This is a genomic window from Glycomyces endophyticus, from assembly GCF_039531525.1.
Taxonomy (GTDB): Bacteria; Actinomycetota; Actinomycetes; order Mycobacteriales; family Micromonosporaceae; genus Glycomyces; species Glycomyces endophyticus.
In genome coordinates this window covers 116,892-139,021 of the sequence record NZ_BAAAQF010000002.1, presented here as the reverse complement: position 1 = coordinate 139,021, position 22,130 = coordinate 116,892, and the positions used below count along the sequence as shown (strand labels likewise).

The following is a 22,130-nucleotide window of genomic DNA, read 5'->3' as shown; positions in this document are numbered from 1 at the left end:
ACGCGCGCAGTTCGGTTCCCGTTCACCGGAAGCGACGGGAGAGGCGGTTCCGCACAGCGGAGTCGCCTTTTCCATGCGAGTCCTCAGTTGACAGTGGGACGGAAGTTTCCACTGGTCCTGAAGTCGATCTCGGACCTGTTGTGTCCGTGAGCATTTCCGCTCATTCGGGTGAACGGTCTCCCGGAGTCGTGCCAAACAGGAATATTAACCGATTCAAGTACCAGTCAACAGCGCTCCTAACCGGACAAATGCCGCGACACTCAGTACCCATGTTGTGGCACAGGGTGGATAGAATTGAGACCGCTTTGGACTCAAACCCTCGTCCCCCTTGGAGTGTGACCCCGTGTCCGATCGCTCCGTCGACCCAGACAGCCTCGCCGAGTTCCGCGAGGTCGCTCAGGGCCGCTTGGATTTCCTCGAAACGCTGATCGAACGGCTGCGGCACGGCAACGAACTCGGAGTGGAGCCCGGCTTCGGGCTCCTCGACTCGGGCCAGACCGCCCGCGAGATGTACCGCGAATTCCATCGTCAGACCTGGTCCAACCTCCAGGACCTCCGATCCGACCTGGCCGGCATCATCGCCACCGTCGACGGCGTGGCCGAACGCGCCGTCGAGACCGATGACGCCTCCGCCACCCATCTGTCGCGAAGGGAGGCGTGAACGACATGCCTGAGACCCAGACCAGCGGCGACACCGGCCGCGACGACGACGAGCGCGACGACGAGCGCGACGAAGACGACGACGACCGCGAGGACGACCGCGACGACGACGACAACGACCGCGACGACAACGAGCGCGGCAGCCGCGACCGCGACGACCACCCCCGCGGCCCCCGCGAGGAGTACGAGAACAACGCGCCCGACGACTCCACCGTCGTCGAGTACCAGCGCCGCGACGCCGACGCGCTCTTCCTGTCCGGCGAGCCCTGCGGCTACGCCAACTGCCAGAACGTCGCCAACGAGGCGGAGGCCGCCTGGATCAAGCTCGTGTCCGCCATCCCCATCGCGGGCCAGGTCCAGATGCTCACCGTCGAGACCAAGGGCACCCCCGCGCCCAGCCAGGAGAGCATCCGCAACCTGGTCGCCGAGGTCCGCCCCGACGACCCCGACAAGTACGCGCTCCGCATGGTCAGCGAGCACTGGCAGACCTTCAAGAACGACTTCGACACCGACCCCGCCAACGGGATCGCGCCGATGCTGAAGTCGGCGCTGCGGACCCTCTCGGAGACCTGGAAGGGCGACGACTTCGACGCCTTCGCCGAGCAGGTCGAGATCGTCCTCGCCAACTGCGCCTCAGTGTGCGACGACATCGGCGACGCCACCACCGGCGCCGTGGGGCTCCTGGAGCAGAAGGCCGACGAGTTCTTCGGCCTCCAGGGCGGGGACTCCGGCGAACTGCCGTACCCCGCGCCCCTGTACTGGATCTCCGACATGGAGTCGATGTTCACCGACCCGCTCGTCCACGTGCGGCCCCCGTTCCGCTCCGGCTGGTGCGACGTCACCGCCGGCTGCGACAACGACGGCGGCCTCATCGGGGCCCTGCTGGAACTCGGCGGCTTCGAGAAGGACTACGTGTCCGAAGTCCAGGACTACGTCGAGAACCAGACCGACTACTACATGCGCAAGCACAAGAACGACGAACCGCCGATCACCGAGGAGCAGGCGCGCTCCTGGGCGCAGGCCGACGCCAACAACAACATCTCCGCCGACGTCAACGCCGGCATCGACGACTACAACTCGCGGTCCCAGATCGCGAACGAGGACGTCGTGAACCGGTGGGAGAACGCCGAGGAGTCCGCCTCCACGTTCGAACCCGAGGCGTACCCGTCGAGCCCCTCGACGTTCCGCGACTCGTCGGACATGCTCTCCGACGGCTACGGCGGCCTCGACGCCGGCGCCGGCGGCCTCGAGGGCGGCACTCCGACCGGCGGGGACGCCCTCGAACCGCCCGGCGGCGGCGGAGGCGGAGGCGGCGGCGGCGTCAGCGGCGGTCTGGCCTCCGGCGGCGCCGGCGGCGCCACCCTGGGCAGCGGCGGGGCCTTCCCCGCAGGCGCGGCCTCCGCCACCGGACTCGGCGCGGCCGGCAACACCGCGGCCGGCATGGCCGGCGGCGGTATGGGCGGCGGCGGCATGGGCGGCATGATGGGCGGCGGCATGGGCGGCGCCCGCGGCATGGGCGGCGACACCGGAGCCGAAGGCGAGCACAAGGACTGGCTCGAAGAGGACGAGGAGATCTGGGGCATCATCCGCGATGCCGAAGAGGACCCTTACGCCTGACCTGCACCGACGGCAGCGGGCCCGCGGCGATCACGCCGCGGGCCCGCTGCCGTCCGCTCCGCCGGGGACGGACGGATGACGGGGTTGTGACGGGCGGCGCGAGTCTGGGCCTCCGATCCCGAACCGAACGGAGCACCGCCATGACCCACCCGAACCCGCACCACCCGAACCAGGGCCCCGGCATGACCGAGGAGGAGGCGGCGCGGCACCGGAGCCTGAACCTCGCGGGAGCCGCGCTGCTCGTCGTCCCGCTCCTCGCCGCCGTCCTCCTCTCCGCCGTCGAGGCCCCGATCGACCCGAAGTTCACCGCCCCCGTCATCGGCGCGGTCATGATCGCCGGCGCCGGCATGCTCGGCCAGGCCCGCCGCCTCCGCCGCGACGCCGCCCGCCGCTGAGACCGGCCGGGCGCCGCGGCGGCTCCACCCCGCGCCGGCGCCCGGCCCTCACCTCTCGCCTAGACCCCGTCGAGCACCGGCCACCCGCCGCGCCACCGGATCTCCTCCACGCCCAGGTCGAAGTGCCCGTCCTCGTGATAGGAGTGGTACGCCATGAGCCCGTGGTGGATCGACTGCCCGCCGGTCGCCACGTAGTCGCCGTGCGCGCCCAGGACGAGCGTCCCGCCGCCCTCGGTCAGCGCCACCCCGTCGCGGTCGGTGAACGGCCCGGTCGGCGACGTCGAGCGCCCCACCCGGATGCTGTACGTCGAGTCCGCGCCCGCGCAGCAGCCGTCCCACGACGTGAAGAGGTAGTAGTACCGGCCGTGCCGCACCAGCGAGGGCGCCTCGATCCCCGCACCGCCGCGCCCGGCCACGTGCACCGGGACCGCGCCGTCCTCGGCCTTCCCCGAGCGCCGGTCCAGTTCGATCATGTAGATCCCGCTCCACCACGACCCGTACGCGAGGTACCGCTCGCCGCGGGCCTCCAGGACCGTCGGGTCGATCGCGTTGTACGGGTCGCCCGGGTTCGACTCCCACACCTGGCCCTGGTCGACCCACTCGTAACCGGGGTCGGACGGGTCGAGGGTCGTGTTGGTCGCCAGGCCGATCACCGAGCGCTGGCGGCCGAAGGTGGAGGCCGAGTAGTAGAGGAGGTACTCGCCGTCGTCCTCGACGATCTCGGGCGCCCAGAGGTTGTCGACGCCGGGGACGGCCTCGGTCAGCCACGCGGGCTTCACGTCCCACACCGTGTCGGTGTACGTCCAGGTCGCGCCGTCGTCGACGGAGGTGCGGATCGTGATGTTGCCGTCGCCGAGCGGGCCCCAGCCCGTGGCGAAGACGTACCAGGGCTCGCCCTCCTCGCAGGGGGTGTACAGGCCCGGGTCGTGGGCGCCGAGGTCGCCGCCGAGCGGGCCGGGGGCCTCGGCCTCGCAGGCCCCGCCGCCGTGCCCGTGCCCGTGGCCGCGCCCCGGGTCGGCGAGCGCGGGCGACCCCGCGACCAGCACCGCCGCGGCGGCGATCGCCGCGACCGTGCCGCCGGCGACGATGTGTATGCGCTTTCTTCTCATGCGGACCGCCTTGTCCAGAAATTGAGGAATTGAGATGACTCGATGTTAACGGGAACACGAGGCCGCGGTCAATCACCGCGCCCCACCGCACGCCGAAGGGGCGCCCGCCGCAACCGCGGCGAACGCCCCTCCCGATCAGAAACCTAGGCGCGCAAGCGCACTCAGGTCACGATGTTCACCGCGGTCGAACCGACGACCTCGCCGTCGGCCTCGTAGGACAGGCTCCCGAGGTAGCGCGAGCCCGCCTCCAGGTCCGCCCACGACAGCGACAGCGAGAACCCGCCTGCGGTCGTCACCTCCTGCTCGGCCGGGGACACCGCGAGGTTCCCCTCGTCCGAGTCCGGAACGATCCACGCGTGCAGCCTGGCGTCGACCGTCTCCGTGGAGCCGGCGTAGAAGTCCACGAAGACCACGAACGTGGCACCGCCCTCCAGCGTCACCGTCTCGTTCGAGCTCCCCGTGGCCGAACTGCCGACCGGAGTGAGCACGTCACCCGCCTTCGAGTACACGAACAGGTCGAGGTCGGTGCTCGCCGGAAGCTCGTCGTCGAACGTCGAGAACCGCACGAACGCCGCATCCGCAGGCGTCGTGAACTCGAAGGCGGCCACATGCGAGTTCTCCGCAGGCTCGTCCGCCGGGAACGACGAACCGTCCGCGCCCGACAGCGTCGCCGTCGAGACCTCCGAGGCCGCCAGGCCCGACACGGAGACGCCCAGCGTCCCGTCGAAGCCCGAGACCCCCGACAGCTCCTCCGCACCCGAAGCGCCCGTGAAGACCACCTCGTCCGCGGCGGACAGCTGCGAGGGCTTCACCACGATCGGCGAGCGCACCTCGTGCACCGTGCGGTGGCCCTTCTTCTCCACCCAGGTGATGTCGCCGAACGCCCACTCGCCGAACGCCGCATCGGTCCGCGTGATCGTCAGCGTGTACGACGCCGACTCACCCGGTTCGAGCGTCAGCCGCGGACTGTCGACCGAGACCTCGAAGCCCGCCGGAGCGACGATCTCCGCCTTGTAGGTCGACCGCTTGTCCGAGACGTTCGTGACCGTGCGCGTCACCTCGTACGAACCGGTCAGGTCGGCGACCGTGATCGAGGCGTAGTTCAGCTGCGACGGCTCGATCGACCCGAACTGGTCGCAGACCGACTGGATCTTGTACGCCTCCGGCGTGCCGCACGTGTACTGGATCCAGTCGACGTTCGACGAGTCGTACACCAGGCCCGGATCGAACATCTCCGCGCCGTCCGCGTGCCCGGCACCGTAGTCGAACGGCGTCGCATCCTCGGTCCCGCGCTGGATCCCGTTCCCGTCCAGATCCGTCTGGTACGAGGTCGTCATCATCGCGGACTTGACCGCCATCGGCGACCAGTCCGGGTGCGCCGCGATCATCAGGGCCGCCATGCCCGCGATGTGCGGGCTCGACATCGACGTGCCCGAGATGGCCCCGAAGTCGTTGCCCGCGTGGTTCTCCGGCGTCATGCCCGCCAGGACGTCCACACCAGGAGCCGTGATGTCCGGCTTCAGCAGGTTCTGCTCAGCAGACAGCGCCGGGCCGTTCGAGGAGAACGACGCCATCGTCGGCGCGTTCTGCTCGAAGTACTCGGACGTCTCGACCTCGACCTTCGGGCGGCTCTTCGAGTCCACCCACGCATCGAGCGCCAGGCCGTCCTCGTAGTTCACGTGCACCACGGGGATCTTCTGTGCCGAGACCGAGTTGGCCGCCCCGCGCTCGTTCGGGTCGCGCACGATCAGCGCCACGCCTCCGGCGGCCGCGACCGTGTTCGCATTGGCCGTGAACGTGTTCGCCCGGACGCAGAGGATGGCGAACCCGGCAGTCTTCGCCGGGTCGAGCGTGCCGGCGTCGCACTCGGCCGCAGACGCCGGATCGGCGTCGGCCAACGCGGCGTCCACCGCCAGCTTCACCGGCCACTCGGCTTCGCCGACGAGCCCCGACGCGGCGATCTCCTGCCGGCCGTACTCGAGTTCGGTGCGGTAGGTGTGGTCGTGCGACGACGCCGCGACCGTGGTCACCCATGGCTCTTGGTGGTCCACTGTGGATACGGGTCCGTTGTTGCCGGCGCTGGCGGCGACGAACACCCCGGCCGCGGCGGCGTTGCGGAACGCCCACGACACCGAGTTCAGGAACTCGTTGGTGCCTATCGAGCCGATCGAGAAGTTGATGACGTCGACGCCGTCCCTGACCGCCGCGTTGACGGCGGCGAGGAGGTCGGCGCCGGCGCAGCCGACGCCGGGCCAGCAGACCTTGTAGGCGGCGATGCGGGCGGCGGGGGCCAGGCCCGAGATCGTCCCGATCCGCTCGCCGTCGATCTCCACGCGGGTCTTGTAGTTGCCGGCGGCGGTCGTGGCGGTGTGGGTGCCGTGGCCGTCCGCGTCGCGGGGGGACGCGTAGCTGTCGACGGCCACGCCCCGGGCGTCGAACCAGCGCGCGCCGATGAGCTTGTTGTTGCACTCGATGTTGCCGGCCGGGTCCTCGTCGTCGCCGGTGACGCACTCGCCGCTCCACTTGGCGTCGATGACGTCCTGGTCGGGGCGCGGCTCGGGCAGCGGGGCCAAGGCCGGGTTCTCCGGCCAGATGCCGGAGTCGATGACGCCGACGATGACGCCCTCCCCGGCGTTCCTGGCGGAGCCGAACTCCTCTTCCCAGGCGCCGTCGCGACCTGAAAGGTCCATGAAGTCGGTGGTGTCGACCGCCGAACCGGTCGGCTCGTAGATCACGTCGGGGACCACGGAGAGGACGTCGCCGCTCGCGGCGAGCGCCTCGGCCTCGGCCGCGGTGAGGTGCGCGGAGAAGCCGTTGAAGACCGTGTCGTACTCGTTGAGGGCGTCGACGTCGTGTTCGTCGATGACCTCGGCGCGCTCGTCGGCGAGGAAGTCGGTGTACTCCTCGACCTCGGCGGCCTCGAAGTCGATCGTGTCGCCTTCGGCGGGCGCCGTCGCGTCGAGGCCGGACACGCCGCCGTCATAGGTCGCTACGGGGTCGGCCGCGAGCTGGACGATGTAGTACCCGTCCGTGTACTCGATGGAGGCGGCGGACTCCTTGAAGTACTCAGGGAAGACCTCGGGCAGTGAGGGCTCGGCCGATGCCGGGCCGGCCACCGCAGTGAGGCCGGCGACCACGAGGGGGACGGCGGCCGCAGCGGCTGCGGCCCTCGAGCCCGCTCTGCGGCGCCGTGATGGGTGTGGGTACGGAGTTCCCATGTGATGAGCTCCTTCTCAAGGGGGTGTGCGCCGCGGAGGGTGACTGATCCTCCACCGCAAGGTCACTTGCAGTGGCCGAGGCGCACGGAAAAGAGCCTATTGCGAGGAAGGTTCGGTGTAAACCCTCGTAAGAGGAGAATGCCGGTATCCGGCATGACTGTTATGGGGCCGTGACATTGGACGTCGCGGCGGCGGCCGTTCACTGAATTCCAGCAGACCGGGGGAGCGGTCTACCAGCGCCACCAGAGGAATCGGCGCTCGTGCCGGAAGGTAACGGAGCTCGCCTTCGCCTTGCCCGAGAAGGTGAAGCGAATACCCGTTCCTCCCTTGTAGGGGGCGTGATTCGATATCGAACTCGCCATGACGTCCGTATTGTCGTCCGTTGCATAGGCGTCCTTGGGGAGGACCACTTCGAGGGAGGACGCGATGAGGTTGACGTCGATGTCGACGGTGCCGGAGCGGATGACCGCGTACCGGCAGTCGAGTTTCACGGAGCTCGCCTTGGCGTCGACGACGAGCCGGGGCGGGACGACCCAGTCGCCCTTGCGCTCCATGGACGAGGCCTTCGGGGCGAGGCGCAGCTCCGTGGGCGCGTTCGGGGGCGCGGGGGCGGCGGCGGGCGGGACGGCGAGGGCGCCGGCGGGTTCGGGGAGGTCGGCGAGGAGGTGCTCGACCTCGGCGTAGGTGCGGGCCTGGTAGGCCTTGCCGGAGCGCTCGGCGAACTCCTCGAGGTCGAGGCGGCCTTCCTCGGTGGCGGCGTGGAGGCGGGCGATGACGGCCTCGCGCTCGGCGTTCGACATGCGGAGGTTCGGGTCGGGCCGGTTCATGCGCTCGTCGTCTCTTCAAGCGGTGCCATGGCTACTCATCTTCTCGTCGGGCCGGGGTTGAGGCGCCGCGGCCGTCGCACCAGGCCGCCGTTGCACCATTCGTGGTAGTCGAAGAGGTCCGGCTGGCGGATGAGCGCTTTGGTGTTGGCTGCCCACAGTCCAACATACTGGTCGCGCGACTCGGCCGCGGTCGCGAGGAGGCGGTCGACGTGCTTGCGCGGGTGGACGCGGAACTTGGTGCGCACGGCGTCGCCGGCGTAGATGTAGAGCACGTGCAGCGCGAACGACCGCTTCGGGCAGGTCGCGTCGCCAGCCAGGTCGAGCCAGGTGTCGGCGAGCTCGTCGGTGGCGAGGGTGAGGTCCCACTGGCGTCCGTCGGGCGCGGTCGAGTACGGGTCGAGCGCCCACTCCTTGATCTCCTGCGGCGTGGGCTCCGCCGGGCGCGCGAACCCGCTGAAGGTCCCCTCGGCCACGTGCGCTCCCCGCCGTATTCGAACAATGCTCGCACCGATCCTAGCCCGCCCGCGCCCGCGGGCAGGCCCGCGTTTTCACCACCTGGAAGCGCCCCGTCTGGACCAGGCCCGATCGCCTTGGGGGCCTCCCCCCCACCCCACCCGCCCCTCGCCCCGTCTCGGCGGCAGCCGCGACACCCGCCCGCCCCTGCGCGGCTCCGCCGGTCCCTTCTCGTATCGGTCGCTTAGCCTCGTCGGTGCCCGGTGCCCGGTGCCCGGTGCCCGGTGCCCGGTGCCCGGTGCCCGGTGCCCGGTGCCCGGTGCCCGGTGCCCGGTGCCCGGTGCCCGGTGCCCGGTGCCCGGTGCCCGGTGCCCGGTGCCCGGTGCCCGGTGCCCGGTGCCCGGTGCCCGGTGCCCGGTGCCCGGTGCCCGGTGCCCGGTGCCCGGTGCCCGGTGCCCGGTGCCCGGTGCCCGGTGCCCGGTGCCCGGTGCCCGGTGCCCGGTGCCCGGTGCCCGGTGCCCGGTGCCCGGTGCCCGGTGCCCGGTGCCCGGTGCCCGGTGCCCGGTGCCCGGTGCCCGGTGCCCGGTGCCCGGTGCCCGGTGCCCGGTGCCCGGTGCCCGGTGCCCGGTGCCCGGTGCCCGGTGCCCGGTGCCCGGTGCCCGGTGCCCGGTGCCCGGTGCCCGGTGCCCGGTGCCCGGTGCCCGGTGCCCGGTGCCCGGTGCCCGGTGCCCGGTGCCCGGTGCCCGGTGCCCGGTGCCCGGTGCCCGGTGCCCGGTGCCCGGTGCCCGGTGCCCGGTGCCCGGTCGGCCGCGGAGCGGGAGGCGCCTTTCCCGGTCCGCATGCCCTGCGGCGCTAGGCCTTCAATGCCATGGACACCGCCTCGATGCGCATGTTGATGTCGTGGACCTCGGCGGCGCTCGGGTCCCAGCCCTTGCTCAGGAGGAGGTCGCGGACCCGGACCAGCCACGGGCGCGGGTGCTCCATCACATCGGAGGCGGTCAGGACCTCGACCTCCCAGCCGAGCTGCTCCAGCAGGTGGTGGCGGCGGCGGTCGCCGGTCTCCGCGGCGAGGCCCAGGTGGGTCGCCATGCCGTCGTACTCCACCCCGATCCGCCACCGCTCCCAGCCGAGGTCGAGGAAGCGGGACCTGCCGTTGGGCGCCCGCACCCGCAGTTGCGGGACCGGCGCGGGCAGGCCCGCGTCGCTGATGAGGCAGCGGGTCCAGGACTCCATCGGGGACTCGGCGCGCGGGTCGGCGGCCAGGAGCGTCGCGTTCGCGCGGCGCAGCCGGTCGCCGTGCAGCGGTTCGAGGGCCGCGGCGAGGCGCTGGACGTCGATCCCGGCGCGCAGGAACTGGTCGGCGGCCGCGACCGCTTCGAGCCGCGGCAGGTCGGCGGCGCAGTCGGCCAGGGTCCGCGCCAGCGTGGTCACCGGCAGGCCGTCGACCACCGTGACCTCCGCCAGCGGCGGGTCCGACGAGCTCTCGATCGGCCACTCGCGCTGGTCGGCCCCCGGCGGCAGGACGTCGAAGCCGTGGATCCAGGCCGCCGTGCGGCCGGTCGCGACCTGGCTGAAGTCGGACTCGAAGACCGTCTCGAAGCGCAGGAGGAGGTCCTCGCCCGGGTCGGGGAAGGCGCTCACCGAGAACGGGTCGGTCAGTGTCGCCGTGGCGCTGCGGTGTGTCGGAATCTGCGTCATGAGACAACAGTCGCCGAATCCTCACGCAGCGTCAAGCACTGGTTTCCGGCCTGTGGATAACTTCCGGGGCGGTCCTATTTCGTGCCGGCCAGGCAGGCCGCGGAGCTCGTGCTGCTGTCGACGCCGGTGGCCTTGAGCGCCCGCACGCACCGCTCGTACCCGCGGGGGTAGCCGTTCAGGTGCGCCTCGGTGCAGGCCGCCTTCCTCGCGGCGGTGTACGCGTAGCCGTGGCCGACGAGCTCGCCGGCGCAGGCGCCGACGTTAGCCTGCGCGGGAGCGGCCGCCATGAGGGCCAGCGACCACGCCAGGGCCAGGGCGCCGAACGCTACGGCGATGCTGCGGAAGGTGCGCATGGGGATGCTCCCGTCCGGGGGGATCGGAGGAGGGTCTCGTCGTACCGTACCAAGGACCGGGCCGCCCCGCGGCCCGCCGAGACCGGCCGCGGGCCCCTGGAGCCGCCCGGCGGCGGACGCGCCGCGGGGCGGCCCCCACTGGGACCGCCCCGCGATCGATGAAGCGTCGGTGCGCCGCTGCGTCAGTACTCGACGTCGCAGAGCTTCCAGGCGCCGTCCTCCTCCACCGCGGTGAAGGTGTAGCCGGACGACAGGTCGTCCTCGGTGTCGGGCGCCTCGTCGTCGAGGGTCCAGCCGACCCAGACCTTCGTCGCGCCGCTCTCCTCCTTCGACATGCTCCACAGCAGGAACCCGTAGTTCCCGCCGGTGTACTCGAGCTCCCAGTCGACGTCGAACTGCATGTTGTCGCTCGGGCTCGCGCACACGACCGACTGGAGCGCCGCGTCGTCGTCGGTGTCCGACGCGAGGCGGTACGTGATCGCCGCGCCCTCGGGGGTGTTCGCGTCGAACGAGTCGGAGTTGATCGGCGTGCCCCAGCCTTCGAGGGTCGCGCCGCCGGTGTCGCCGCCTTCGGTCGCCTCCTCGGTGGGCTCCTCCTGCGAGGGCTCCTCGGACGCCTCCTCGGACTCCTCCGCGGCGGTCGTGGGGTCGCCCCCGCCCGCCTGCGGCTCGTCGTCCTCGGTCAGCTTCGGGATGAGGAGGACCGCGGCGACGCCGAGGACCACCACGAGGCCGACCACGACCGCGAGGATCACGCCCAGGTTGCCGCCCTGCTTGGGCTGCGGGAGCGGCGGGGGGAGCACCTGGCCGGGCGCCGTCGGGTAGCCGGGCTGGACGCCCATCGGCGGGCCGGGCTGCGAGTACTGCGGGGGTTGCTGCATCGGCGGCTGCGAGTACTGCGGCTGCTGCTGGTAGTAGTTCGTGGGGGGCGGAGGCGTGTTGTACCCCTGCGCGTAGGGGTCGCTGGGCTGCTGCGGCTCGGGTTGCAGCTGGTACTGCGGATTCTCGCCGCCGCCGGGGGGCGGATACGTCATAGCTTTTACACGCCTCGTCTGCTCAGGGGCCGGACACGGGGGACGGGTTCCACCGGGTGCTTCCGATCGTACAGCCCCGGGGCGACAATGTGGCACCCGCGAAAGCGCAGGTCCGGGCACCGCCCGCACTGCGGGACGCCGCCCGCGGCCCCGGCCGTGCCCGCCGACCGCGCACCGGCGCCCGTCGCACACCCTGTGCGACCGCCGATCCCCTGCGAGGACTACGATTTACGCCCCGGCCCTCTGCGACCGGCCCCGCCCGGGCCCCGCACGGCGCCGTACCGAGAAGTTCAGGCAGCACAGAACACCGCTTCTACCCGAGGTTCAACGTATGGCGAACGCAGATGCAATGGGGCTCTGGACGCTCAGGTTCTCCTCCGTCCTCGCCCCCGTCCCCGTAGTGGAACTCCTCGAGATCAACCGGTTCTGGGGCTACGGCCTCCTCGGCCCCGCCATCGCCGCCACCTGGGCCACCGGCCTGTGGCAGCGCCGCCGCCAACTCGCCCGCCTCGGCCCCGCCGAAGCACCCGAGGCCGAAGCCCGCCAGGGCTTCTGGGACCCGGCCGCCGAAGCGCCCGCCCCCGACGGGCACGCCGAGCGCCGCGACCGGGCCATGACCAACCTCGTCGCGTCCATCAAGGACGAGTCCGTCGAACCGGACGTGCGCATCCAGCTCATCCAGGACCTCGTCGACCTCGGCGGCGAGGACATGGCGCTGCGCCTCGCACCCGTCGCCGCCTCCTCCGAAGTGGACGTCGAGGTGCGGCTCGAGGCCGCCGAGCACATGAGCCGCTTCAGCCTCGGCGACGCCACCGGCGCCCTGGAGACCATCGCCACCGACCCCGGCGTCGACGACAAGTACCGCCTCGACGCCGCCAGCGCCCTCGCCGACAGCGCCGCCCGGCCCGCCGCGATCGCGCTCATGCAGCTCGTCACCGACGACGGCGTCAGCGAGTACGTGCGGCACTCGGCCGCGAACGCGCTGCGCCGCGTCAACCGGCCCGCCGCGGCGATGGCGCTGCGGCACCTCGCGAACGCGCCGCTGGTGACCTCGCGGCTGCGGATCATCTGCGCCGAGCAGCTCGCCGACGACAACCTCGAGGACGCCCGGGACGCGCTGTGGCGGCTCGTGAAGGGCGTGGAGGCGGTCATGGACCACCACCTGGGGATCGACGCGGCGGAGGCGATGCACGCGATCGACCCGGAGGTCGGCGTCGAGGCGTACTCGGTGCTCGCGGTCGACGCGTGCTTCCACTGGTCGGGGCGGATCGAGGCCGCGTACCGGCTGGGCCGGCTCGGCGTCGGGGACGGGTTCGACCTGCTGAGCGACTTCGCGTGCGCGGAGGGCGTGGACGACGTGTACGGGCTGGCGGCGCTGGACCGGCTGTTCCAGTTGGAGATCGAGTCGGGGACCCTGGAGGCCGAGGACTGACGCCCGCGCTTAGGCGGGCCTGACGGCGGTGTAGACGGTGTCGACGCCGAGGTGGTGGAGGTCGCGGCGGCGGCCGAGCCAGTCGGGGCCCTCGGGGTCGAGGAGGCGCGCCCACGTGTCGCGGTCTTCGGCGGTGAGGTACCGGTCGAACCACTCGGTCCTGGTGGCGAGCGAGGCGAGGGCGTGCTCGAGGTCGGGGCCGGTGAGCGGGGCGGGTGTCGCGACGAGTTCGTTCAGGGTGGCGACGTCGGCGAGGCCGGCGTGCTCGAGGGCGAGGTTCCAGCCGTAGGGGAGCGGGGTGCCGCCGTGCTCGGCGAGTTCGGCGGCGAGGCGGCGGGCGCCGGCCTCGATGAGGCGCAGTTCGAGGCCGGGGCGGCCGGTGCCGAGGTTCGCGGGCAGGAACTGGGGTGCGATGCCGCCTTCGCCGATGGCGAGGCGTCCGCCGGGGGCGAGGAGCGCGGCCAGGTTCGCGAGGGCCGCCTGGGGGTCGGCGGCGTGGTGGAGGACGTGTCCGGCCCACAGGAGGTCGGCGGGGCCGTCGACGGCGGCGGCGAGGGCCGCGGGGTCGTCGACGGAGGCGAGGGCGGTGGGCATGGGGGTGCCGCGTTCGGCGGCGCGGTCGCGGACGAGGTCGAGCATGGCCGGTTCGGCGTCGACGGCGGTCACGCGGATGCCGGGGACCGTCTCGGCGAGGGCGAACGCCATGCTCGCGGCCCCGCAGCCGATGTCGGCGGCGGTGCGGGTGCGCGGCCCGGCGAGGGCGGCGGCGAGGCGGCGGTACCGGTCGGTCTCGGCGTCGGCGCGGGCGCGGAACCTGGGTGCGGCTGCGGCGAAGTCGAACGCCGCCGTGTCGTCGTGCCCGTGCCCGTGCCGGTGCGCTGCCATGCGGGCCAACCTATCACCGGGGTGGAGGCGGCGCGGGCACGCCGCAGGGCGGCCGCGCGGTGCGGCCGCCCTGGTCGAGCGGGGTCAGGCGGCGGCGAGGCGCTCCTGGACGCGGGTGACCTCGGCGTCGGCGACCGCGGAGCGGACGGGGCCGTGCGGGCGGTCGGCGTCGGTGAGCGAGGCGAGGAGGCCGCGCGAGAGCCCGGCCTGGGTGAGCGCGAAGCCGCGCAGGACCAGCGGCAGCAGCAGGGCCATGACCAGGCCGCCGAGGACCGAGAGGGCGGAGACGGCCAGGTAGGAGTCGCCCCAGCCGAGCCACTCGGTCGCGTAGTGGAGGCCGTCGCCGTCGTTCGTGGCGCGGCGGATCACCCAGGCGTACAGCGGGTACGCGAGGGACGCGACCGTGGCCGCCCACCAGGACAGGGCCACGACGAAGCCGGCGACGGCGAGCGGGAAGTTGACCAGGCCCCACAGGAGGTTCAGCCAGGACTGGCCGTCGGTGAGCGGGGTCAGGAACCGGCGCAGGGCCGACGCGCCCTCGGGGGCGCGGCGGTAGGCGGGCGGGACCACGGGCCGGCCGAGGACCGATTCGAGCTGGAAGCGGCCCGCGGCGGCGAGTCCGCGCATCGCCAGGAGCGTGGCGGCGAGGATCGGGACGCCCACCCAGACGACGGCGGTGCCGACGCCGGCGGCGAACCCGGTCACGGTGATCACGAACGCCGGCAGGGCGATGGGGAACGCGGAGAGCAGGTACGCGGAGTCGGCGCCGAGCTGCTTGAAGATCTTGTTCATGCTCTCAATACTGGCCCGGACGGGGGCGCCGTTCGAGCCTGCGAGCAGGCATTTCACTGGTAGGGACAGCCTTACCGGGGAGGTCGGGCCCGCCCTGGGCCGACGCCGGGGCGGCGCCGGCTCGGGGCGTTTCAGCAGCGGCCGCTGACCCGTTTTCGAGGCGTTCCCGAGGTTCGGCGCCGAGGATCACTGCCCATGAGACCGATGCTTTCCCGGGCCGTGCGGATCGGCTGCGCCGCGGGCCTGGCCGCGTTCGCGCTGGCCGCGTGCGGCGACGACGACGCGGACGCCGCCGACGAGGCGGCCGCCGCGGACGACCCGTTCGCCGCGTACACGGCGTGCCTGGAGGACGAGGGCGTCGACCTCCCCGACGACTGGAGCCCGTTCGGCGAAGGCGGCATGCCCGGCGGCGGCGAGATGCCCTCCGGCATGCCCTCGGACGGCGGGATGCCCACCGGCCTGCCGACCGGCGACATGCCCACTGACCTGCCCACCGACATGCCCTCGGGCGGGCCCGGAGGCGGCGGCGGGTTCGGGACCATCGCGGCGCCCGACGGCGTCGACGAGGACGACTGGGCCGCGGCCACCGAGGCGTGCGCGGCCGAGCTCCCGCAGGGCGGCGGGCCCGGCGGCGGCGGTGCGCCCGGCGGCGGGGACGGCGCCACCGACGAGACCACGTAGGACTTCGCACCGCTCTCCCCGGAGCGGGACGGCGCCGGCCCGCCGCGGGCCGGCGCCGCTCCCGGGGGTCTGGTGCGGCCCGGGTCGTTGACCTCGACACCGGGCCGCCATGTGCCACATAGTGGCCGTCACGTCCCGCGGCAGCCGTTGAGTCTGCTATTAGCACAGTGCTCTGCCATTGAGCTACCGCCGCATGTGGTGCGGCGGGAAGGATTCGAACCTTCAGCCCCTGTGTCCCAGGTGACTGCTCGCGGATACGGTCGGCGTGGCGAATGCTGATACTGGAGCGAGAGCCTGAGTCTTCGCGGCTTGCCTCTGCCAGTTGGGCCACCCCGGCACGGTGCCGGGGGAGGGACTCGAACCCCCATCTCTACCGCGCTGTGCTCCGACTGAATCTCAGTTTCAGCGTTGTTCGGCGCTTGCGCGCCACCCCTGCCGCTCAAAGCAGGGGGGTCGGTAATCAGTCTCCGAGCAGGTACCCGAAGACCTTGGCGCCGACGGACTCGTCGACGACCTCGGCGCCGTTGGCCTCCTCGCGCGCGAACTTCACGGCCACCTGGAGCTTCTCCAGCCGGTCCGAGAGCTGCGCGACCCGCTTCGCGGGCGCCGACCCCGAGAACTTCACCGTCGTCCAGTACCCGACCGGGATGTCCTCGTAGTAGACCTCGACCTGCGCCGGGTGCTCCTCGGTCGCCTCGGCCTTCACGTGGTTGCGCGGCACCTTCTTTGTGCGGACCGTCCGGACCGCCTCGGTCGCGAAGCAGTCGGCGGCCTCGTTGAACGACCACGACTCGGCCGCGTCCAGCACCGGCAGGGCCTTCACGAACGACTGGAGCTCCCCGAGCTGCTTCTCCAGGAACAGCAGGTACGTGACCGGCACGTCTGCGACGAGGACCTCGCCGTCGACGGTGATGTCCGCGGTCGCGAGCGCGTTCGTGCGGTCCTTCGTCGCGGTGACGTCGAACAGGCGCGTCATCGCCGCCGAGACCTCGCGCAGCTGCTCCTCGACCCGGCGCTGCACCTTCGTCGACTCGGGCGGCAGCTGCTCGCCCTCCTCGTCCTTCGGCTGGTAGGTCCGGGAGATGCCTGACAGCAGCGGCGCCTTCGCGAGCTCGCGCCCGGCGTCCCCGAGGGCGCGGGCGGCCTTCGCCTTGACGCTCTTCTCGATCGCGATGATCTGGTTCAACTTGGTCACGGAGCAACCCTCACTTTCGCGCCCCACCATAGGATGCGCGCGCCACCGCGGGCAAGCGCGATTCGTCAGCGGTCGCACCACCGCGCCGACGCCGACGGGCCGAGGAAGCAGAGGATCAGCACCGACAGGACGATCCCCGTGCAGTCGAACTGGAAGTTGAACGAGGTGCCCTGCTCGAGGTGGTACGGCATCGACGCCCCGTACAAGACCGCCTGCCACACCACCTGGACGCCGATCGCGGCGGACTCCACGACCAGCGCGCCCCGCCGCGCCGAGGCGCTGCGGCCGATGATCCGCACCGCGTACAGCGACCGCAGCGCCGCGAACAGGAGCGCCTGCATCGAGAACAGCAGCAGCACCAGCGGGACCCAGTCCGCCAGGCCCGGGACGAGCTCCGCGAACACGTCCCGGCCCGCCGTGAGCGAGTACGCCGTGGTGATCCCGCCGAGCAGGCCCAGACCGACCTGGATCCACATGAGGACCACGGCGGCCGTCGTCAGGCCCGGCCGGCGCGGCGGCCGCCAGTACGGCGCCGAATAGGGGTGCTGCGGCGGATACGGGTACACGGGGTACTGCGGGTACTGCGGGGGATCGGCCATCGTGCGGCGCTCCAAGGGGGGAAGGGATGGCACTGAGTGTAACGGCGCGCTCGCTCCCGCGGGGCCCCCGAGAAACCCGGCCCGAAAGGCCCTCAGCGGTTTTCGAACCGGGTGTTTCGGGGTACTAGGGTGGGCGCGGTCCGCACGGCATCGACGTCGGCGGCACCCGCACCAGGACGGAGACCGACATGATCATGCGGCTCGCCCAGTCGCTCGGTTACCGGGTCGTCGAGGTCGACGACGGCGACGGGACCCTCGCCGTGGGCGGGCACGACGGCGCCAGCTCGCTCCGCGTCGGATGGCGGCCCCTCATCGTCGAGGGCTACACCGGCTCCGGCTCGATCGACCGGTTCGCGATCCGCACCCGCGACGCCCGCCACCGCGAGAGCCTGCGCGACATGCGCGAACGCCTCCGCTTCCCCGAACGGGACGCCGACCCCGTCGAACTCGCCGCCCCCATCCTGAAGCTCCTCGCGCCCGGCGCGTACGGGGTGCGGCGCTGGCCGGACGCGAACGTGCACATCGAGCCGTTCGGGGAGAACCGGTCCGCCTGGTGGTACCCGTACGAGGCGATCGGCACCGAGGGCACCGCTGTCATCCCCACCGACCACTGGCCGCCGCCCGGCGAGGAGACGATCGCCCGGTACGCGGCCGCGATCGAGGCCGGGCAGCGGCCCCTCGCGATCCTCCTGCGCTCCGAGCCGCCCGGCGACGAGCAGGACTGCGCCGCGTTCCTCATCGACGGCCACCACAAGCTCGCGGCGTACCGGCGCACCGGCACCGACCCGCACTTCCTCGACATCGCCCGCCTCGCCGACCGGCGGCCGTGCGAACCGGACGACCTGCGGGCCGTCATCGGCGGCGACGGGAAGCTGGAGCAGTCCGCGGCCTACCTGATGCAGTACCTCGAGCACGCCGAGAAGTGAACGCCGCGTTCACCGCCTAGTGGTGAACGGCGCGTTCACTGCCCGGTGGTGAACGCCGCGTTCACCGCCTCCACGGGCCCAGTGGGACGCCGCCGGGCCGGTCCAGGGCCGCGAACAGGCGCGTCGTCGCCTCGTCGGCGGTGACCGCGCCCTCCGCCGCCTCCAGGTAGTCCTCCATGAACGTGCGCAGGGCCTCGCCGTCGATCGCGTCCCCGTGCCTGAGCTGCGGCGCGGCGTGCAGGACCAGCAGGAGCATGCCGTGGACGCGCCGGCCGGGGCCGCCGATGCCCGGCTGGAAGTACGGGACCTCCAGGACCTGCGCGCCCGCGGCCTCGTAGAACGCCAGGCGGCGGCGCGGATCGCCGTGGTCGTCGTGCGCGGGCGCGTCCGGGTCCTCGATCTCGGCGACCACCAGGCACGGGTCGCGCCGCTCGGCCCAGGCCGCGACCGCCTCCCGCAGCAGCCGGCCGCCGATCCCGCCGCCGCGTGCGCCCGGCCCGACCGCGAGGTACGTGAGCAGCTGGACCCGCGCGTCCGCCGACCACTCCCCGAACGCGGCCGCGACCGGCGCGCCCGCGTCGTCGACCACCGCGAACAGGTTCGCCGCACCCCCGCGCAGCGCCGCGGCGAGCGCCTCCTCGGACTCGAGCTCCTCGGGCGGGAACGACCGCGCGAACAGGTCGCGGTACACCGCCGTGAACAGCCCGTCCGGGCCCGTGCGCTCGACCGTCGTGAACCCCATGACCAGCCTCCCTGGAACGCCAGTGTTCCACCGGGGCCCGGCCACGGGGGCCGGAACCGGTCAGCGGGCGATCCGGCGCAGGCGCCGCCGCGCCAGGCGCGTGTGGGCGCGCCGCAGCGCCCGCGCCGGGTAGCCCGCCAGGAACCGCACCGTCGACCACGGGCCGCCGTTGTACGACACCCACCGGGCCGACACGTACACGGCCGCCCACGCGGCCACGACCACGGTCGCCGCGCCCCAGCCCGCGGGCGTCCAGAACCCGGCCGCCTGCCAGATGCTGATCGCCGCGCACACCGACAGCGCCGACACCGCCGCCGTCAGCGAGTCCCGCACCCGCTGGTGCCGGTCGACCTCCCAGCGCTGCAGCGTCGCCTCCGACTGGTCGGCCATGACCTCGTTCAGGCGGGCGCTGAAGCTCTCCAACTGGTCGTCGACGAGCTTCGCGGCCAGGAGCCGGCGCAGCGCCGCCGAGTTCGACGGCGACCGCAGCAGCCCCGGCGAGTGCAGCAGCGCGATGACCTGCCGGGTCTCGCCCTCGAACTCGAGCATCTGCATGCGCTTGCGCTTCATCGCCTCCATCTGCGCCGTCCGGTCCGCGCCCGGCAGCGTGTACCCGGCGATGATCTCCGAGACGCCCGCCCGGTAGTCGTCCAGCCGGTGGTTCCAGGCCGCCAGCATGCCGCTCAGGCACGCCGTGAACTCCGCGATCGCCTCCAGGTCCCCCGAGATGAAGTTCGGGGCGTCCAAGGCCGCGATCACCGTCGTGTTCTCCGTCGAGATCAGCAGGTCGCCCTCGTTGCGCTGGTTCCAGATCTGCCGGCTGTGGTCGTCCGCGAGGCGGATCCAGTCCCACAGCGACTCCTTCGCGTCCGGCGCCGCGTGCAGCAGCACCGAGGAGCCCGTCAGCTCCAGCAGCCGCTTCCCGTCCTGCACCAGCGGCCGCACCTCGTCCCCGACGGTCTGGTCGAACTCCCGGTCCCGCTCGCTCGCCCGCAGCACCCGCACCAGCACGTGCGACCGGCCCCGGTGCATCGACACCGGCGGCGCGTCCTTCGCGGCCTCGCCAGCCCGCGGCGCGAGCTCCTCCGGGAGCTGGCGCTGGATCAGGTCCCTCGCGAAGCGCGACAGGCGGTCCCACGTCGCGTCCGCGCCCTCGCACGACACCTCGACCGTGCCGTGCTCGCGCGCCGCCCGGAACATCGCCGCGTGCAGCTGGCTCGGGTACAGGTCCTCGACCGTGCGCTCCAGGCGCAGCGAGTGCACGCCCATGGGGGAGAACCGCAGCGCCGCGTTCAACTCCTCGGTCGTGTCCCCGTCGACCACCAGCCGCACCTTCGGCAGGACCACCTCCAAGCCGTCGAACCGCTTGCCCTTCTCCAGGCGCGGCTCCCAGATGTCCGCGTGGTACGTGAAATGGTCGATCACCGCCGACGGCCGCACCGTCCCCCGCCCGGCCTCGAACGACCGGTGCAGGCGCGCCCGGATCGTCTCGTAGTCCACACCCGACACCCCGAACGGGAACAGGTACACGATCCGGCCCTCGTCGATCCGCATCCACTTGTCCCGCTGCGCCTCCCGCAGCCGCTCCAGCGCCTGCCGGTGCGCGTTCATCTTGCTCAGCTCCACCGACGAGAACGGCCACTCGTTCACCAGCCGCCGCAGCTCCTTGCGGACCTCGAACTTCTCCCGCTGCCCCGACGACCGCGCCACCAGCGCGCGGTGGAGCTCCCGCAGCACCAGGTGGTACTGGCGCCGCACCGCCACCTCCCCGGCCACGAACCCGCCCACCGGGCCGCCCGCGCGCTCCGCGTCGTGCAGCAGGCCCGCGCACGAGCCGATCACCGTGTCCAGGGCCTCCGCGAACCGCAGCCGCGACCCCGTCTTCAGGCAGTCCTCCAGATCGATCTCCAGCCGCACCAGCTCGCACAGGCGCAGCGACAGGTCCACCGCCGCGTCCGGCGCCCCGTCCGCCCCCCACGCCCGCCGCACGATGTCCCGGAACCGGACCATGCACTTCATCAGCAGGTCCACCCGGTACGTGTGGTTCCACGCCCGCACCGCCGAATGGTGCACCCACAGGCACAGCAGCGCCCAGTCCACACTCCCCGGCGCCAGCACCGCCTGCCGCTCGAACACCGCACCCGCCCGGCGCAGGTACTCCGCCCCGATGTCGAGCTCCCCGCCCGGATCGACCTCCGACTGGAGCCCGTTCCAGATGAAGCAGTCCCGCACCGCCTGCGTGTCCACCCCGAGCCCCCGCAGATGCGCCTCGATCCCGCCCTGCACCCCCGGATCGCGCGCCTCCAGCGCGAACGCCACCCCCCGACGGCGCCTCCTCGCCGCCCCGCGGCGCCGGCACCGCCCCGACCTCGAACTCACCGCGCTGCATCGGAGGGTGGCTCATCCCACAAGTCTAGGGCGGACCCGCACGTCACCCGGTACACCGAGACCGGGCCCGCCCGGAAACACCGCACCCCTTCCGGTTGAGCCGAGTGGGCCCCGTCCAATAGGGTGTTCCCATGGGAAAGGGTCTGTTCCGCCGCACCATCAGGCGCGCCCGCACGGCCCGTCCGTCCGGCCCCGCGTCCACCACCGGCAAGCGCTACCGCGTCGTCCCCGTCGACGACCCCGACACCACCGCATACGCCGACCCGCCCCGCAAGTGGCCCCGCGTCGCCGCCATGGCCGCCGCCTGGGCCGTTGTCCTCGGCCTCGGATCCTGGATCGCCCCCGCCTTCGCCGCCAGCGGCAGCGAAGAGAACCAGGACCCGCGAGACGAGGCCGCGACCGACGCGGAGGGGGCCGCGCTTCGATACCTGCGGTACGGCTCCAATGAAGACCCCGAGCGCGCCGAGGACGCACTCTGTGAAGACGCGTCCCCTGAACTCTCTCCGAGCGACCTCGACGCGATCCGCCAGTCCTACGCCGATGAGTTGGGCGGCATCACCGACATCGACCTGCAGACCGGCGACCCGGTCCCCTCCAGCGAGGGCATCTCCATCGCCGGCACGGTCTCCTACATCTACCAGGGAAGGCAGCGGCACGAGGAATTCCTGGTGACTGTTCAGGAGCACGACGGAACTTACTGCGTTTCGGATGCGGCCAGTGTGGAAGAAACGTCTGAACCCAGCTTCGAACCCAGTTCCGATTCCAGCTCGACCAGCGAGGAAGTCGACCCGCAGACCGTCGCAACGGACTTCCTTCGCGCAGTCGTCATGGACAGGGACCCGGCGTTCGCCGAGACGCTGCAATGCGAGTCTTTCACGACCATCACGGCACAGGATCTGGACGAGGCGATCGCCGAGTGGGTCACCGTCAACGGCGTGACGACAGGCTTCCTGAACGACATCTCTCCGCTCGAGAATGCAACTGGCGGATTCGAAGCCGAGATCGTCCTGCAGGGCGAGCTGAACCAGGAGACCTTCACCTTCGAAATCGAGGTACAGCAGGGCTGCGTGGCCTCACTGGAAGGCGGCGACGACCTCATGGACGGCACCGACTGAGCGCCGGGCCC

The 22,130-nt window shown here is 72.3% G+C and carries 20 protein-coding genes; 7 read left to right on the top strand and 13 right to left on the bottom strand.

The annotated features are described in order from the left end of the window. The first annotated feature begins 343 nt into the window (after window positions 1–343). The 3 genes from ABD419_RS01360 to ABD419_RS01350 all read left to right on the top strand — a co-directional run bounded on the left by ABD419_RS01360 (window position 344) and on the right by ABD419_RS01350 (window position 2,672). Window positions 344–661, top strand: a complete 318-nt coding sequence (locus tag ABD419_RS01360; protein WP_344480834.1) for a hypothetical protein — start codon at window positions 344–346, stop codon at window positions 659–661. Between the two features lie 5 nt (window positions 662–666). Next, window positions 667–2,277 carry a hypothetical protein gene (locus ABD419_RS01355; RefSeq protein ID WP_344480832.1) on the top strand — a complete coding sequence of 537 codons (1,611 nt, stop codon included), beginning with the start codon at window positions 667–669 and terminating at the stop codon, window positions 2,275–2,277. Window positions 2,278–2,417: 140 nt separating this feature from the next. Beyond that, window positions 2,418–2,672, top strand: a complete 255-nt coding sequence (locus ABD419_RS01350; protein ID WP_344480829.1) for a hypothetical protein — start codon at window positions 2,418–2,420, stop codon at window positions 2,670–2,672. A gap of 59 nt (window positions 2,673–2,731) precedes the next feature. On the opposite strand, the gene ABD419_RS01345 is transcribed toward ABD419_RS01350, so the two are convergent. The 7 genes from ABD419_RS01345 to ABD419_RS01315 form a co-directional block, all read right to left on the bottom strand. Then, window positions 2,732–3,781: an arabinan endo-1,5-alpha-L-arabinosidase gene (locus tag ABD419_RS01345; RefSeq protein ID WP_344480827.1), complete on the bottom strand. Its 1,050-nt coding sequence runs from the start codon at window positions 3,779–3,781 to the stop codon at window positions 2,732–2,734. A gap of 161 nt (window positions 3,782–3,942) precedes the next feature. Beyond that, window positions 3,943–6,999, bottom strand: coding sequence for a S8 family serine peptidase (locus ABD419_RS01340; protein WP_344480825.1), 3,057 nt, complete (start codon window positions 6,997–6,999; stop codon window positions 3,943–3,945). Window positions 7,000–7,229: 230 nt separating this feature from the next. Then, window positions 7,230–7,826, bottom strand: a complete 597-nt coding sequence (locus ABD419_RS01335) for a DUF1707 SHOCT-like domain-containing protein (RefSeq protein ID WP_344480823.1) — start codon at window positions 7,824–7,826, stop codon at window positions 7,230–7,232. Between the two features lie 35 nt (window positions 7,827–7,861). Then, entirely contained in the window at window positions 7,862–8,299 is a 438-nt protein-coding gene (locus tag ABD419_RS01330; protein WP_344480820.1) for a hypothetical protein, read from the bottom strand. Window positions 8,300–9,131: 832 nt separating this feature from the next. Beyond that, window positions 9,132–9,977 carry a hypothetical protein gene (locus tag ABD419_RS01325; RefSeq protein WP_344480818.1) on the bottom strand — a complete coding sequence of 282 codons (846 nt, stop codon included), beginning with the start codon at window positions 9,975–9,977 and terminating at the stop codon, window positions 9,132–9,134. A gap of 74 nt (window positions 9,978–10,051) precedes the next feature. Next, window positions 10,052–10,330, bottom strand: coding sequence for a hypothetical protein (locus ABD419_RS01320; protein WP_344480816.1), 279 nt, complete (start codon window positions 10,328–10,330; stop codon window positions 10,052–10,054). A 182-nt stretch (window positions 10,331–10,512) separates the two neighbouring features. Continuing rightward, entirely contained in the window at window positions 10,513–11,364 is an 852-nt protein-coding gene (locus tag ABD419_RS01315; RefSeq protein ID WP_344480814.1) for a hypothetical protein, read from the bottom strand. Window positions 11,365–11,695: 331 nt separating this feature from the next. Between ABD419_RS01315 and ABD419_RS01310 the strand changes: the two genes are divergently transcribed. Beyond that, the gene (locus tag ABD419_RS01310; protein WP_344480811.1) at window positions 11,696–12,796 is read left to right on the top strand and encodes a hypothetical protein; all 1,101 of its coding nucleotides are present in this window, start codon (window positions 11,696–11,698) and stop codon (window positions 12,794–12,796) included. 9 nt (window positions 12,797–12,805) lie between these two features. Here the strand turns inward: ABD419_RS01310 and ABD419_RS01305 are convergent, their stop codons facing one another. After that, window positions 12,806–13,681, bottom strand: coding sequence for a class I SAM-dependent methyltransferase (locus ABD419_RS01305; RefSeq protein WP_344480809.1), 876 nt, complete (start codon window positions 13,679–13,681; stop codon window positions 12,806–12,808). An 84-nt stretch (window positions 13,682–13,765) separates the two neighbouring features. Beyond that, a complete protein-coding gene (locus tag ABD419_RS01300) occupies window positions 13,766–14,473 on the bottom strand; it encodes a sensor domain-containing protein (RefSeq protein WP_344480807.1) in 708 nt (235 codons plus the stop codon). A gap of 195 nt (window positions 14,474–14,668) precedes the next feature. On the opposite strand from ABD419_RS01300, the gene ABD419_RS01295 reads away from it, so the two are divergent. Beyond that, entirely contained in the window at window positions 14,669–15,154 is a 486-nt protein-coding gene (locus ABD419_RS01295) for a hypothetical protein (protein WP_344480805.1), read from the top strand. 460 nt (window positions 15,155–15,614) lie between these two features. Here ABD419_RS01295 and ABD419_RS01290 read toward each other — a convergent pair whose 3' ends face one another. Next, on the bottom strand, window positions 15,615–16,349 hold the full coding sequence (locus ABD419_RS01290; protein WP_344480802.1) for a DUF7873 family protein: 735 nt from the start codon (window positions 16,347–16,349) through the stop codon (window positions 15,615–15,617). A 65-nt stretch (window positions 16,350–16,414) separates the two neighbouring features. Further along, window positions 16,415–16,948: a hypothetical protein gene (locus ABD419_RS01285; protein ID WP_344480800.1), complete on the bottom strand. Its 534-nt coding sequence runs from the start codon at window positions 16,946–16,948 to the stop codon at window positions 16,415–16,417. A gap of 188 nt (window positions 16,949–17,136) precedes the next feature. On the opposite strand from ABD419_RS01285, the gene ABD419_RS01280 reads away from it, so the two are divergent. Next, window positions 17,137–17,874, top strand: coding sequence for a hypothetical protein (locus ABD419_RS01280; protein ID WP_344480798.1), 738 nt, complete (start codon window positions 17,137–17,139; stop codon window positions 17,872–17,874). Window positions 17,875–17,935: 61 nt separating this feature from the next. Here ABD419_RS01280 and ABD419_RS01275 read toward each other — a convergent pair whose 3' ends face one another. Beyond that, the gene (locus ABD419_RS01275; protein ID WP_344480795.1) at window positions 17,936–18,616 is read right to left on the bottom strand and encodes a GNAT family N-acetyltransferase; all 681 of its coding nucleotides are present in this window, start codon (window positions 18,614–18,616) and stop codon (window positions 17,936–17,938) included. A gap of 60 nt (window positions 18,617–18,676) precedes the next feature. Continuing rightward, on the bottom strand, window positions 18,677–20,935 hold the full coding sequence (locus ABD419_RS01270; protein WP_344480793.1) for a hypothetical protein: 2,259 nt from the start codon (window positions 20,933–20,935) through the stop codon (window positions 18,677–18,679). A gap of 200 nt (window positions 20,936–21,135) precedes the next feature. Here ABD419_RS01270 and ABD419_RS01265 point away from each other — a divergent pair, with 200 nt between their 5' ends. Then, window positions 21,136–22,119 carry a hypothetical protein gene (locus ABD419_RS01265; protein WP_344480791.1) on the top strand — a complete coding sequence of 328 codons (984 nt, stop codon included), beginning with the start codon at window positions 21,136–21,138 and terminating at the stop codon, window positions 22,117–22,119. Window positions 22,120–22,130 lie beyond the last annotated feature (11 nt).

What these genes read in the sequence shown, in the direction of transcription:
- ABD419_RS01355 (WP_344480832.1), top strand. Translation starts at nt 667, where the DNA reads ATGCCTGAGACCCAGACCAGCGGCGACACCGGCCGCGACGACGACGAG.
- ABD419_RS01350 (WP_344480829.1), top strand. Translation starts at nt 2,418, where the DNA reads ATGACCCACCCGAACCCGCACCACCCGAACCAGGGCCCCGGCATGACC.
- ABD419_RS01345 (WP_344480827.1), bottom strand. Translation starts at nt 3,781, where the DNA reads ATGAGAAGAAAGCGCATACACATCGTCGCCGGCGGCACGGTCGCGGCG.
- ABD419_RS01340 (WP_344480825.1), bottom strand. Translation starts at nt 6,999, where the DNA reads ATGGGAACTCCGTACCCACACCCATCACGGCGCCGCAGAGCGGGCTCG.
- ABD419_RS01335 (WP_344480823.1), bottom strand. Translation starts at nt 7,826, where the DNA reads ATGAACCGGCCCGACCCGAACCTCCGCATGTCGAACGCCGAGCGCGAG.
- ABD419_RS01325 (WP_344480818.1), bottom strand. Translation starts at nt 9,977, where the DNA reads ATGACGCAGATTCCGACACACCGCAGCGCCACGGCGACACTGACCGAC.
- ABD419_RS01320 (WP_344480816.1), bottom strand. Translation starts at nt 10,330, where the DNA reads ATGCGCACCTTCCGCAGCATCGCCGTAGCGTTCGGCGCCCTGGCCCTG.
- ABD419_RS01315 (WP_344480814.1), bottom strand. Translation starts at nt 11,364, where the DNA reads ATGACGTATCCGCCCCCCGGCGGCGGCGAGAATCCGCAGTACCAGCTG.
- ABD419_RS01310 (WP_344480811.1), top strand. Translation starts at nt 11,696, where the DNA reads ATGGCGAACGCAGATGCAATGGGGCTCTGGACGCTCAGGTTCTCCTCC.
- ABD419_RS01305 (WP_344480809.1), bottom strand. Translation starts at nt 13,681, where the DNA reads ATGGCAGCGCACCGGCACGGGCACGGGCACGACGACACGGCGGCGTTC.
- ABD419_RS01300 (WP_344480807.1), bottom strand. Translation starts at nt 14,473, where the DNA reads ATGAACAAGATCTTCAAGCAGCTCGGCGCCGACTCCGCGTACCTGCTC.
- ABD419_RS01295 (WP_344480805.1), top strand. Translation starts at nt 14,669, where the DNA reads ATGAGACCGATGCTTTCCCGGGCCGTGCGGATCGGCTGCGCCGCGGGC.
- ABD419_RS01285 (WP_344480800.1), bottom strand. Translation starts at nt 16,948, where the DNA reads ATGGCCGATCCCCCGCAGTACCCGCAGTACCCCGTGTACCCGTATCCG.
- ABD419_RS01280 (WP_344480798.1), top strand. Translation starts at nt 17,137, where the DNA reads ATGATCATGCGGCTCGCCCAGTCGCTCGGTTACCGGGTCGTCGAGGTC.
- ABD419_RS01275 (WP_344480795.1), bottom strand. Translation starts at nt 18,616, where the DNA reads ATGGGGTTCACGACGGTCGAGCGCACGGGCCCGGACGGGCTGTTCACG.
- ABD419_RS01265 (WP_344480791.1), top strand. Translation starts at nt 21,136, where the DNA reads ATGGGAAAGGGTCTGTTCCGCCGCACCATCAGGCGCGCCCGCACGGCC.